This is a genomic window from Amycolatopsis sp. (assembly GCF_025464955.1).
In the GTDB taxonomy this organism is placed as follows: domain Bacteria; phylum Actinomycetota; class Actinomycetes; order Mycobacteriales; family Pseudonocardiaceae; genus Amycolatopsis.
Genome location: NZ_JAODNM010000101.1, coordinates 1 through 12,334, shown reverse-complemented (window position 1 = coordinate 12,334; position 12,334 = coordinate 1). Strand labels below are relative to the sequence as shown.

Here is a 12,334-nt window from a genome sequence, read left to right as displayed (position 1 = left end):
TCTCGATCCGCTTCGAAGACCCAGGCGCAACACCTGCCACCTGTAACAGAATATCCCGTACCAGGGCTCGTGAGTGCCGCGACCGGATCACCCGGCCGCGACACTGACGAGCCCTGACTGCATTCCCCGGCACAACAGCAACTCGCCGTCGACTTGCGAACGCCTACAGCGGTACTGAATCGGGGGACGGCGGGTACGCCGATACGCACGGGACCGGACGCCGCGAGCCTCGGAAGCCACCGCGTCACGGATGCGGCGCTCGGATCCGTACCGCGCGCCCGTCGTCGCCCCGGTCCTTGCTTCAGTAAACGGGAGCGCATGCACGACGGTGACGGCGCTTCCCGAATCGCAACTCACCGCCGACTTACGAACGCCCTACTGCCACAGTCCTGCTGCAGCAAGACCAACGAATCCGACCAAGATCACCAATCTCCACCGTCGGTGGATCCAGGCCTTACGCCGTGAAGGTGGCCTTCACGACAGGTCACGGTTCCAGGCATTGGCACGTGCGGGATCAGTTGCGCGTCCGGGTCGCGAGCTCGAAAGTCGGCACCAGGCTCGGGTCGTTGAACGAGGTGATGCGGGCGATCCGGGCGCCGATCAGAGTCAGCACCTGGACCGCGTACGGCTCGTACCGGCCATCCTCCGCGCGCTGGTAGGCGAGGACGGCCGGCTGGCCGTTGGCGCGGGTGGGCACCATCCGCCACTGGCCCTTGGCCCGAAGCACCCGGCGGGCCAGGAAGCCGACGACGGCCTGCCGGCCGGTGAACCAGGTCTGGTTCGGCGGCATCTCCAGCTCGACGTCGGCGCGCAACAGGTTCACCAGAGCGTCGGGGTCGGCGCGGGTGAACGCGTCGACGTAGCTGTCGAGGAGCGTTCGCCGGGCTTCCTCGTCCGGCTCGGCCAGGTCTTCCTCGACGGGTCCGGCCTCGGACAGGTGAGCCCGCGCCCGGCGGAGCGTGCTGTCCACGGCGGCGGTGGTCGTGTCCAGTATCTCGGCCACCTCGGCCGTCCGGAACGCGAGGACGTCGCGCAGGGTCAGCACCGCCCGCTGCCGGGCGGGCAGGAACTGGAGTGCGGCGATGAACGCGAGCCGCACCCCGGTCCGCCCGGCCACGATCGCCGCCGGGTCGTCGGCGCCGAACAGCGCGTCGGGCGCCGGCTGGAGCCACGCCACCGACGACTCGTGGGAAGCCATGGCCACCCGGTGATCGTCCGAAGGCGCGCCCAACCCTGAAGGCAGCGGCCGCCGGGACCGCGTCTGCAACGCCGTCAGGCAGGCCATCGTGGCGATCTTGTACAGCCACCGCCGCACCGAGGAGCGGCCCTCGAACCCGCCGAATGCCCGCCACGCCCGCAAATAGGTCTCCTGCACCAGGTCCTCGGCGTCGTGGATCGAGCCGAGGATCCGGTAGCAGTGCGCGATCAGTTCCGGCCGGAACGGCTCGGCCAGTGCGATGAACTCGGCGTCCGGCGGCATCGTGGCTTCTCCCGGTGGTGCGACGGCCTTCATGCTAGTCGGCCCAGGTAGGCGCCGGCTCAGCCGAGCGCGCGCAGTCCGGCACCGCTGACCTGGTACTCCGCCGCGCTGTCGGGATCGGTGGCGAGCTCCATGACGGCTTTGGCGACCTGGTCCGGGGTGAGGATCGGCTGCAGGCCTTCGGCGAACGTATCCGGGTCGACGCCTTGGCGTGCTGCGTAACCCGCGACGCCGGCGGTGCCGAGGCCCGTGGCCGGAGTCAACTGCGGAAGCAGCGTGACGAACCGGATGCCGAGCCCGGCCCGCACCGACTCGTCGGCCGCGTACCCGCGCATGTACCGGACAGCGGCCTTGGCGCTGGCGTAACCACCGCTGAGCGGGGATCCGACCAGGACGGCCCCGCTCGACATCATGACGACCACGCTGCCCGGTTCCAGCGGCTCCCGCAGCGCCGCCCGGGTCCAGGTGAAGGCGTGCCGGGTGTCGACGTGCCAGTTGCGGCTGAAGGTTTCCCAGGTCTGCTCGTGGATGGGCGCCATCAGCGGCGCGACACCGGCGTTGAGGACGAGCAGGCTGGGACGGTGCTCGCGGATCACGTCCTGCGCGAGGGCTTCGTCGGTGGCGTCGGCGGCGACAGGGGTGAAGCCCTCGCCGAGTTCGTCGTGGACGACGCGCAGGTCCTGCTCGCCTCGGGCGATACCGACGACGTTGGTGCCGGCGGCGACGAGGGCGGCGGCGATCGCACGGCCGAAGCCGCGGCTGGCGCCGGTGACGACGGCGGTCTGGAAGGAAACGGACATCAGGCACTCCGGGGGTGGGTTCGGGTTCGGTCCACATCAAGACCCGCCGACAACGGAAAACCCGTCGGCACGAAAGAGTGATGTGCGTCACATAAAGCACTGCGCGCCCAGGCTAGGCTGCCACAACCCAGCTGAGGCAGGAGTACGCGTGGCCGACCACCCACCCACCACCGCACTGCGGGGCCGAACCGAAGAACTGGCCAGGATCGCCGCGGTACTGCACACCGCGAAGGAGACCGCCCGCGGTGCCGTTGTCGGAGTTTCGGGAGTCGCCGGGATCGGCAAGTCCGCCCTGCTCGACGCCGCCGCGGCGCACGCGGCTCGGACCGGTTTCGCCGTAGGCGCTGGGAAAGCCGAGGACAACGGCCAGGTAGCGCCGATGGCGCCGCTGCTGGTCGCGCTGCGTTCCGGGCCGGCGCCGCTGCTGTCCGGCACGACGTTCACCGACCTGGCCCCGCTCTACGACCGGCACGTGTGGTTCGTCGACAGCCTGGCCGGCGCAGTGGCCGAGCGGGCGCGCCGCACCCCGGTGCTCGTCATCGTCGACGACCTGCAGTGGGCCGACGAGCTGAGCCTGTTCGCCCTGCGCGTCCTGCCGGGCAGGCTCGCCCACGCACCCGTGGTCTGGCTGCTCGCGACCCGGCCTGGCCCGGCGGACGCGGTCACGCGGCTCGTCGAGGCCGCGCCCCGGGATCTGCCGGTCGAGACCTTCGAGCTAGGCCCACTGCCCACCGAAGCCATCGAAGAACTCGCGGTGGACCGCCTCGGCCGCACGCCGGGCCGCGAGGTCCGGGACCTGCTGGCGGACGCGGGCGGCAGTCCGTTCCTGGCGGTCCAGCTGCTCGACGGCCTCGCCACCCAATCCCGGGACACCGCCGCGACGCCCGGCGGCCTGCCCACCGGGTTGGTCGACGGTGTCCGAGCTGCGCTGGCGCCCCTGCCCCCGACCGCACTCGGGTTCGTGCGGATCGGCGCGGTGCTGGGCCGTTCGTTCACGCTCGAGGACGCGGTCGCGCTGACCGGCGAGTCCAGCACGCTCGCGGCGCTGTCCCACCTGGAGCCGCTGATCCGCGGCGGCATCCTGACCGACGACGGCCGCGAGATCGCGTTCGTGCACGACCTCCTCCGCCAGGCGGTCTACGAGGACGTGCCACCTTCAGTGCGCAAGGCACTGCACCGCGCGGCGGCCAAGCGGCTGCTGGAGACCGGCGACCACCGACTTCTCGAAGCCGCTCCGCACGTCCTGGTCAGTGCCGAAGCCGGCGACGCCCAGGCGGTGGCCGTGCTGCGCGCGGCGGCGAACGAACTCGCCGTGGCGCTGCCGGTGATGGCCGTCCAGCTGATCACAAAGGCGTTCGAGCTGCTCAGCGAGACCGACGACGACTGGCTGCCCGTCGGCGAGCGCGCCATGGCGATCATGTCCCGCGGCCAGTACGCGGAGTCGACCATGGCCGTGGCGGACCGGCTGCTCGCGCACTGCTCCACCATCACCACGACGGTCCGCCTTCAGCTCCGGCTCACCCGTCCACTGTGGAATATGGGCCTGCTGCGCGAACTGCGCCGCCGGGCCGAATACCTCCTCACCGCACCGGAACTGTCGGACTTACAACGCGCCGTCCTGAGCGCACAGCTCGCGCTTGCACTGTCCAGAGAGGACACCGCCGGCGCCGGAAAACTTGCCGACGAGGCCCTCGCCGAGGGCCGGCGCTCGGCGGACACCGGCATCCAGCTGACCGCACGGTGGGCGCTCGGGGAAGTCGCGCGCAACGAGGGACAGTTCGCCACGGCGTTGGACCACTACGAGCAGATGCGGATGCTGAGCAGGTGGCCGTACTCGGTCAACGAGATGCTCACACTGCTACTGCTGGACCGCCCCGGCTCGAGCGCCCGGATGATTGAGGTCGCGCAGGCCGATATCCGGGAACGAGGCGGCGCGGCCGACCTGTACGCCCTGCGGTTCGCGCAACTCTGGCAGAGTTATCACCTCGGCGAACTCGCCGAAGCGGAGTCGCACGCACTGACCTTCCTCCAGCTGTGCGAAGAGCTCGAGGAATGCGCCTTCCACACCGAGGCCAGGCTGGTGCTGGGCCGGATCGCCTACCTGCGCGGTGATCTCACGGTCCTGCGCGACCAGTTGGTGCGGCTCGAAGCCCGGCCCGGCGGCGACGACCCCACCCACTCGGCGCTGCTCGACGTCCTCCGCTTCTGGCTGGCGGTGGCCGAGGACGATCCGGACCGCGCGGTCGAGACGGCCCGGGCGGCGCTGAGCGAGGTCCCGACCCAGTTGCACCGCTGCCGGTGGGAGCCCGCGTGGCTGGTGGAGGTCGTCCGGGTCGCGTTGGCCACGGACGCCATCGGACTCGCCGACGACGTCGCCGCAAGTGGCCGCCGGCTCGCGGAGCAGAACCCGGGGGTGCCCACGGCGGTCGGTGTCGCCCTCCACCTCGACGGGCTGGTCAGCGGTAATGTCGACGCCCTAGCCACGGCTGTCGAAACCCTGCGGTCGAGTCCACGTCCGCTGGTGTTGGCCGCGGCACTGACCGACTACGGGCTGGCACTGGCGGGACACCCCGACGCGGCAGCCGCTGTGGCCGAAGCGGCAAACCTGTACCAGGCGGCAGGCGCCCACGGCGCGGCCCGCCGAGTCCAAGACGTCCTGCGTCCGAGGGGTGCGCGTCCACGCCGATCCGCGGCACCGCGGAAGCCGGCCGACGGCTGGGGCGCCCTGACCACCGCCGAAAACCGGGTCGCCGAGCTCGTCGCGGGGGGCCATTCCAACCGGGCGGCCGCGACCGAGCTCTTCGTCTCGCCGAGCACGGTCGCCACCCACCTCCGTGCCGTGTTCACCAAACTCGGCGTCCACTCACGGGTGCAACTGGCGCACGCCTACCTGACGAGACCCTGACCGGCGATCGGGACGCGGTAAATCTCATCTGGACAGACGAGTGACGGCGCCGCCGGGTGCGGCAGAGACTGGGGCTCTGCTTCGACATCCGAATGCCGGACAGTCCCGTTCTGGAAGGACCCTCAGCCATGCCCATGATCGACGTATACGCCCCGGCCGGCGCGATCAGCGACAAACACAAGCTCACCCAGGAACTCGCCCAGACGATCATGCGCTGGGAAAAGGTCCCGCCGATCCCCTTCTTCACCGACAACACCGCCGCGTTCATCCACGAACTGCCCGCCGACGCGTTCTCCGACGCCGGTGGCAGCAGCCACCACGTCCGGGTGCAGGTGACGACCAACGCGGGCGCCCTCGACCGCGACCAGCAACTCGGCGTGGTCAAGGACATCACCGCGCTCGTCGCCGAAGCCGCCGGCGACCCGTCACTCGCGGAACGCACCTGGGTGTCGCTGACCGAAGCCGTCCCCGGTGGCTGGGGCATCGCCGGGCACGCCTACGCCAACGACGAGATCATCCAGCACGTGCGCAGCTTGCTCGGCAAGGCTTAAGCGAGTTGTGACCTGCTGTGAAGGCCACCTTCACGGCGTAAGGCGCACTCAACTAGGAACCGCCCCGACCACCCTCAAGTTCCAGGCATTGCCGCATCACGGCCGCCGGGCGCCAACTGGTGTAGACCACTTGACCCGTCGACGCGGTCGCCCTTATCGTTCCTGGACTTACCGGAATCACAGGCGTGTTCACCATTCAGGTATGTGAACACTTCAGGGACTGGGATCACCATGCGAACAACGACGTTCCGCTCCTCCGCCGCCCTCGCCTTCGGCCTGGCCTGTGCGCTCACCGCAGGTACCGTGACCACGGCTGACGCCCAGTCCCCTGCCGTCACCGTCGCCGCCCCGCCCGCGTCGTGTCCCACGGGGATCGGCACGACGATGGCCCGGGTCAACGACTACTGGATCGCCCACCACGCCAACCCCACCGACCGGAGCTGGATCACCGGCGCCTACTTCACCGGTGACCTGGCGGCGGCGGCCACGTTGGGAAGCCAGCAGTACTCGTCCTACGCGCAGAAGTGGGCCACTACCGCCAAATTCGCACTGGCGGGAGGCGGCTCCGACACGGGTGCCGACGACCAGGCTGCCGGACAGACCTACATCGAGCTCTACAACGCCGATGCGGCCCACCCGGCGACCGATATCGCGCAAATCAACCAGAGCGTGCTGACCATGGTGAACCGGCCCGCGACCGACGACTGGTGGTGGGTCGACGCGCTGTTCATGGCCATGCCCGACTTCGCCAAACTCGGCGTCATCAAGAACAACACCGCCTACTTCGACAAGATGTACGCGCTGTTCCACAACACCAAGCAGACCCGGGGCCTGTGGGATGCGAACAAGCACCTGTGGTGGCGTGACGGCGGCTACACCGGGAAGAACATCTACTGGTCCCGCGGCAACGGCTGGGCGCTGGCCGCGCTCGCCCGCGTACTCGACGTGCTGCCGTCGACCGATCCCCACCGCGCGGAGTATGTGCAGACCATGCAGCAGATGGCGGCCTCGCTGAAAACCGCCCAGCAACCCAGCGGCTTCTGGCCGGTCAACCTCGGCGACGCCACCCAGTACCCCGGCCCCGAGACCAGCGGCACCGCGTTCTTCACCTACGGGCTCAGCTGGGGAATCAACCACGGGGTCCTGGACGCGGCGACCTACGCCCCGGTGGTGACCAAAGCCTGGAAGGCGATGGCCACCACGTCGGTCCAGGCCAACGGTTCCCTCGGTTACGTGCAGGGTGTCGGCTCCGAACCCGGCTCGAGCCAGCCGGTCACCGCCGGTTCCACCGCCGCCTACGGGGTCGGCGGGTTCCTGCTCGCCGGCAACCAGCTGGCCAAGCTCTGCGGGGCTTGATCAAACGAGCTACTCCAGCAGATCCTCGATCGTGATCGGGATGTGCCGGATCCGCACGCCGGTGGCGTTGTGGATGGCGTTGGCGACCGCCGCCGCCATGCCCACCATGCCGATCTCGCCGATACCCTTGGCTCCGACGGGGTTGTGCAAGGTGTCCGGGTACTGCACGAAGTGGACGTCGACCTCGGAGATGTCGGCGTTCACCGGCAGGAGGTAGCCCGCCAAGTCACCGTTGGCCAGCCTGCCGTTCTCCTCGATCTCCATACCTTCGTGCAGAGCCGCGGACACACCCCAGATCATGCCGCCGATCATCTGGCTGCGTGCGGCCTTGGCGTTGATGATCCGGCCGGCGTCGAAGACTCCGAGCATGCGCGACACCCGGGCTTCGCAGGTCAGCCGGTGCACCCGCACCTCGCAGAACTGGGCGCCGAACGAGCTGAACGAGTGCTTCGTCAGCTCCTCCCCCGGCGCCGACGAGCCGATCGCGGAGAGCGACGTACGGTTCGCCGCGCGGAGCACCTCGCCGAAGGTCATGTCCAGAGCGTCGCCGTGCACCCGGCCTTCCGCGTAGGTGACCTCCATGCCCTCGAACGGCGCGCCCGGCGCCGAAGCCAGGGCCAGCAGCTCGTCGAGCACCTGAGCCGCGGCGATCATGACCGCCGAGCCCGCGCTCGCCGTCGCGGTCGAACCGCCGGACATACCGCCCGGCGGCAGGGCCGAGTCGCCGAGCAGCGGGGTGATGCGATCCGGCGAGATGTCCAGCGATTCCGCGCCCACCAAGGAAAGTACGGTCAGCAGACCGGTGCCCGGGTCGGCACCGCTTGTCCCGACCACGGCCGTCTCGTCGTCCCGCAGGGTCACTTCGACCGACGCAGGGAAGCGGAGGGCGGGGAACATGGCGGTGGCCATGCCCATCCCGACCAGCCAGTCGCCATCGGTGCGACCGCCGGGCAAGCGGTCCGCCCAGCCGAAGCGGGACGCGCCGATGCGGTAACACTCGTCGACATGCTTGCTCGACCACTGCAGGTCGTTGCCGGGCGGCGCCGTCGAGTTGTTCCGCAGGCGCAGCTCGATCGGGTCCATGTTCAGCTTGAGCGCCAGCTCGTCCATCGCGCTCTCCAGCGCGAACGACCCGGGGGCCTCGCCCGGCGCCCGCATGAACGTGGTCAGCGGGATGTTCAGCGGCACCATCTTCTGGCTGATGGACAGATTCGGGGTGCTGTACCACTCCTTGGACGTGCCGTGCGAGGTCGGCTCCACAAAGGACCGGTCGATCGGAACGCTGCACCAGGAGTCGTGGCGCAACGCTGTCAGCGAGCCGTCCTCTTTTGCGCCGAGGGTGAGCTTCTGCACTGTCGCGGCACGGCCCGCGGTCGCGGTGAAGACCTGCTCACGGCTCAGCACGATCTTGACCGGCTTATCCAGGGTCCGCGCCGCGGCGGCCGCCAGGAACGCCGGGGTCGACGTCCGGCCCTTGCCTCCGAACGCTCCGCCGACGAACGGGTTGATGGCTCGCACCGACGACATTTCGACGCCCAGCGCACTGGCCAGCTCCATCGCCTGGATGTTGGCGCCCTGGTTGCCGCTGTATACCGTCACCTGGCCCGCGTCCCACACGGCGACTGCCGAATGCGGCTCCATCGCGGCGTGGTTCTGGGTCGCGGTGCGGTAGGTGGCTTCGAACACCACCGGGCTGGCTTCCAGCGCGTCCTCGATGGACTCGACATCGGGGGCGAGAACGGAGAGCGACGAGGGCGTACCACGGGACTCGGGCGCATCCTCGGCGGAGGCGAGGCCATCCTCCAGCGAGGTCACCGCCGGACGCCGATGGTAGGAGACCTCGACGACCATCGCCGCGTCCCTGGCCTGCTCGTACGTCTCGGCCACGACGAGCCCGATCGGCTGGCCGTAGTACGCGACTTCCTTGTTCTGCAAGGGAACCCAGGTCTCACCGAAGATCGGGGTCATCGCCGGCTTCAGTTCCAGCGGGTCGAACGGCGAATACACGCCGACCACCCCGGGGGAGCTCTTGGCCCCCGTCATGTCCATGGCCTCGATCTCGCCGTTGGCGATCGTGCTGAGGACGACGTACCCGTAGACCATCCCGGGGAGGTTGTGGTCCGCCCCGTACTTGGCCCGCCCGGTGACTTTCAGTGGACCGTCCACCCGGCTGGTCATCGACGACTCCCCTCGAGCAGTGCGCGGACGACGGTCCGCTTGAGCAGGGACAGTTTGAAGCTGTTGTCGGACAACGGCTTGGCCTCGTCGGCAGCCACGGACGCGGCGGCCTCGAAACCTTCCGCGGTCGCGGGTGCGCCACGCAGGGCTTCCTCGACGCCGGTCAGGCGCCACGGCTTGGTGGCCACCCCGCCGACGGCTACCCGGGCGTCGACGACGTGCGAGTCCTGGATGTCCAGGGCGACCGCGGCCGAACAGAGCGCGAACTCGTAGGACTGCCTGTCCCGCACCTTGACGTAGGTGGAGCGCTGGGCCCAGTCCAGCCGGGGAACCACGACCTCGGTGATCAGCTCACCGGGCCGCAGGTCGTTCTCCACGTCGGGAGTGGCACCCGGCAGGCGGTAGAAGTCCGCCAGCCGGACTGTGCGGGATCCCTCGGCGTTGACCAGCCGGATCTCCGCGTCCAGCGCGACCAGGGCGACCGCCACGTCACTGGCGTGCGTCGCGACGCACGAGTCGCTCGCACCCAGGACGGCGTGCATGCGGTTGGCCCCCGAGATGGCCGAGCAGCCGCTGCCAGGTTCGCGTTTGTTGCAGGGCGTGGCGATGTCACGGAAATAGCCGCACCGGGTGCGCTGCAGCAGGTTGCCCCCGATGCTGGCCATGTTGCGCAACTGCTGGGAAGCGCTCAGCAGCAGGGCCTCGGAGATCACCGGGTACACCCCGGGGTGCCGGGCGAGGTCGCTCATCCGCTCCAGCGCGCCGATCCGCAGGCCGTCGTGGGTGTCGATGCCTCGCAGCGGCAGCGCGTTGATGTCCAGGACATGCTGCGGCGTCAGGACATTGAGCTTCATGAGGTCGACAAGGGTGGTCCCGCCGGCGAGGAAGGTGCCGGTCGAGGAGAGAGCGTCTTCGATGGTGGTGGGAGCAGTCAGTTCAAAGGGACGCATCGACCCGCCTTGCCTGTTCGACGGCCGCGATGATGTTCGGGTACGCGGCGCAGCGGCAGATGTTGCCCGACATGAACTCCCGGACCTCCCGGGGGCCTTCGACCCCCTGCTCGATCGCCGCGACGGCCGACATGACCTGGCCGGAGGTGCAGAACCCGCACTGGAGCGCGTCCTGGTCGACAAAGGCCTGCTGGACCGGGTGCAGCTGGTCGCCTGTGGACAGTCCGTCCACCGTGGTGACCGGACGGTGCACAGTCGCCGCCAAGGTCAGGCACGCCAGCACCGGCCTGCCGTCGACGTGCACCGTGCAGGCGCCGCACTGACCGCGGTCGCAGCCCTTCTTGGGGCCGGTAATGTCGAGGCGTTCCCGCAACGCGTCCAGCAGCGTCACACCGGGATCAATACTCAACTGTTCGGTCTTACCATTGACTTCGAGGGAGATGTCCACCAGATTTCTTTCCCGAGAGGGCCGAACCGGATACCTATCCGCTTAAGCCGACGATAGCCGAACCCCGTCGGCTTGGCAATGACAGGCAGGTCAGGAGCTACTCCAGGTCCGCCGCCCGCACTACCCCACGCCTGCACTACAACACGCCCGCACTACAACACCGGGAGGGACGATGACGACGGGAGCAGTCAGTCCCCGCCGCGCGGACACGCGCCGCAACCACGAGCGTATCCTCGCCGCGGCACTGGAGTCCCTGACCACCACCGGTGAGGTCTCGTTCAACACCATAGCCAGAACCGCGGAAGTCGGCGTCGGAACAGTCTACCGGCACTTCCCCACCCCGGACGCGCTCGTCCTGGCCGTCTACCGGCGCGAAGTACAGCACCTCGTCGACGTCGTGCCGAGCCTGCTCGAGGAGCACACCCCGGAACAGGCTTTCCGCGTGTGGACCGGCCACCTGGCGCGGTACATGATGACCAAGCGTGGTCTGGCCAATGCTCTCCGCACCGCCCCGACCTCACCGAAGGAACTGTTCGCCAGCGCGTCGGAAGCCATGCGGAGCGCGATTTCCACCCTGCTGGAAGCCAACGTCCAAGCCGGCTCGGTCCGCGCCGATCTGGACCCGCTGATCGTGTTGCGGGCGCTGGGCGGCCTGCTGTACCTCAGCCCCAGCGAAGACTGGCAAAGCCAAACCGAACGCCTCACCGACCTACTCTGGCGAGGCATGCGGACCTAGCGCCCACCGCAACTCGACGGCGACTTGCGATCTTGGCGGCTTCGAGCTTTGGACGCCGGTCTACTGAAGCAAAGACAGGGGCAGCGAAGGGCGCGGCACGGATCCGAGCGCCGCGTCCGTACCGCTGCGGTGCCATCGGTGCCACTGGTGCCGATGTGACCACTGAAGCTCGCTGTGCCCGATTCAGTACCGCTGTCGGCGTTAGCAACTCGACGGCGAGTTGCGAAAGCCGGGAACGCAGTCAGGGCTCGTGAGTGTCGCGGCCGGATGATCCGGTCGCGGCACTCACGAGCCCTGGCATGGGGTCGGTATTCTGTTACACGTGCATGGTATTTCGCCTGGGTCTTCGAAGCGGATCGAGATAAGCGGGCGGGATGAAGTCCGGTCTCCCGTCACCACCCATCCGCACTTCCCAACCACCACAATGAACCAACCTATGGTGACGCCAGCACAGTAGGGTGAGATTTTCAAAATTAGTTTGGCCACCATCCGCCCAAAAAACAATATGGTGACCCTCAGTGTGTTTCGCGTGTTTATTACAACCGGGGAAGGCGCAGCCGCGGTCTCGCATGACGAGACGGCAGCGTTGCCCGGGAGTGATGAATCGCTTGGACCGACCCAAGTCCATCGGCTCACTATCCATGCCGAGAACAGCGGGAATGAGCTTGCAATCACACGCCAACATGCGGGCTTCCGCGGCGCTGATGGCGCCGCCATAGTCGAGCATCGCGGTCCCGATCCCGGACTTCAGCGTTTCGTAGTCCACGGTGATCGCCACATGGACACGGTCACCACCATGGGTCGGGATCTCGTCCACCGTCATCGCGAGGCGGATCAGATCGACGAGGGCGTCGGCGTGGCGTTCCCATTGGCTGCGGGTGTCGCGGCCTTCCTCTTTCGTCGAGTGCGGCTTCGCCAACGGGTCGAGGG

At 68.7% G+C, this 12,334-nt stretch carries 10 protein-coding genes; 4 read left to right on the top strand and 6 right to left on the bottom strand.

The genetic code is table 11. The annotated features are described in order from the left end of the window. Positions 1-514: 514 nt before the first annotated feature. A complete protein-coding gene (locus tag JWQ81_RS24130; RefSeq protein WP_297544799.1) occupies positions 515-1,513 on the bottom strand; it encodes a sigma-70 family RNA polymerase sigma factor in 999 nt (332 codons plus the stop codon). A 26-nt stretch (positions 1,514-1,539) separates the two neighbouring features. Further along, entirely contained in the window at positions 1,540-2,280 is a 741-nt protein-coding gene (locus JWQ81_RS24125) for an SDR family oxidoreductase (RefSeq protein WP_297544797.1), read from the bottom strand. 148 nt (positions 2,281-2,428) lie between these two features. Between JWQ81_RS24125 and JWQ81_RS24120 the strand changes: the two genes are divergently transcribed. The 3 genes from JWQ81_RS24120 (at position 2,429) to JWQ81_RS24110 (ending at position 7,092) form a co-directional block, all read left to right on the top strand. Then, positions 2,429-5,185: an AAA family ATPase gene (locus JWQ81_RS24120; RefSeq protein WP_297544795.1), complete on the top strand. Its 2,757-nt coding sequence runs from the start codon at positions 2,429-2,431 to the stop codon at positions 5,183-5,185. A 128-nt stretch (positions 5,186-5,313) separates the two neighbouring features. Beyond that, a complete protein-coding gene (locus tag JWQ81_RS24115; RefSeq protein WP_297544794.1) occupies positions 5,314-5,736 on the top strand; it encodes a hypothetical protein in 423 nt (140 codons plus the stop codon). Between the two features lie 231 nt (positions 5,737-5,967). Continuing rightward, positions 5,968-7,092 (top strand): glycoside hydrolase family 88 protein, encoded by a 1,125-nt coding sequence (locus JWQ81_RS24110; protein WP_297544793.1) that lies wholly within the window; start codon positions 5,968-5,970, stop codon positions 7,090-7,092. Positions 7,093-7,101: 9 nt separating this feature from the next. Here the strand turns inward: JWQ81_RS24110 and JWQ81_RS24105 are convergent, their stop codons facing one another. From JWQ81_RS24105 to JWQ81_RS24095, 3 genes are read right to left on the bottom strand one after another with little or no spacing between them, the layout of a single operon-like run. After that, positions 7,102-9,270 carry a xanthine dehydrogenase family protein molybdopterin-binding subunit gene (locus JWQ81_RS24105; protein ID WP_297544792.1) on the bottom strand — a complete coding sequence of 723 codons (2,169 nt, stop codon included), beginning with the start codon at positions 9,268-9,270 and terminating at the stop codon, positions 7,102-7,104. Then, positions 9,267-10,220 carry a xanthine dehydrogenase family protein subunit M gene (locus JWQ81_RS24100; RefSeq protein ID WP_297544791.1) on the bottom strand — a complete coding sequence of 318 codons (954 nt, stop codon included), beginning with the start codon at positions 10,218-10,220 and terminating at the stop codon, positions 9,267-9,269. The genes JWQ81_RS24105 and JWQ81_RS24100 overlap by 4 nt, the downstream gene beginning before the upstream one ends. Beyond that, positions 10,207-10,668 (bottom strand): (2Fe-2S)-binding protein, encoded by a 462-nt coding sequence (locus JWQ81_RS24095; RefSeq protein WP_297544790.1) that lies wholly within the window; start codon positions 10,666-10,668, stop codon positions 10,207-10,209. Before JWQ81_RS24095 ends, JWQ81_RS24100 begins: the two co-directional genes overlap by 14 nt. Positions 10,669-10,840: 172 nt before the next feature. On the opposite strand from JWQ81_RS24095, the gene JWQ81_RS24090 reads away from it, so the two are divergent. Beyond that, positions 10,841-11,404 (top strand): TetR/AcrR family transcriptional regulator, encoded by a 564-nt coding sequence (locus tag JWQ81_RS24090; protein WP_297544789.1) that lies wholly within the window; start codon positions 10,841-10,843, stop codon positions 11,402-11,404. Positions 11,405-11,720: 316 nt separating this feature from the next. Here JWQ81_RS24090 and JWQ81_RS24085 read toward each other — a convergent pair. After that, the coding region (locus JWQ81_RS24085; protein ID WP_297544788.1) for an HNH endonuclease signature motif containing protein at positions 11,721-12,334 on the bottom strand (614 nt) is incomplete at its 5' end.

What these genes read in the sequence shown, in the direction of transcription:
- JWQ81_RS24130 (WP_297544799.1), bottom strand. Translation starts at nt 1,513, where the DNA reads ATGAAGGCCGTCGCACCACCGGGAGAAGCCACGATGCCGCCGGACGCC.
- JWQ81_RS24125 (WP_297544797.1), bottom strand. Translation starts at nt 2,280, where the DNA reads ATGTCCGTTTCCTTCCAGACCGCCGTCGTCACCGGCGCCAGCCGCGGC.
- JWQ81_RS24115 (WP_297544794.1), top strand. Translation starts at nt 5,314, where the DNA reads ATGCCCATGATCGACGTATACGCCCCGGCCGGCGCGATCAGCGACAAA.
- JWQ81_RS24110 (WP_297544793.1), top strand. Translation starts at nt 5,968, where the DNA reads ATGCGAACAACGACGTTCCGCTCCTCCGCCGCCCTCGCCTTCGGCCTG.
- JWQ81_RS24105 (WP_297544792.1), bottom strand. Translation starts at nt 9,270, where the DNA reads ATGACCAGCCGGGTGGACGGTCCACTGAAAGTCACCGGGCGGGCCAAG.
- JWQ81_RS24100 (WP_297544791.1), bottom strand. Translation starts at nt 10,220, where the DNA reads ATGCGTCCCTTTGAACTGACTGCTCCCACCACCATCGAAGACGCTCTC.
- JWQ81_RS24090 (WP_297544789.1), top strand. Translation starts at nt 10,841, where the DNA reads ATGACGACGGGAGCAGTCAGTCCCCGCCGCGCGGACACGCGCCGCAAC.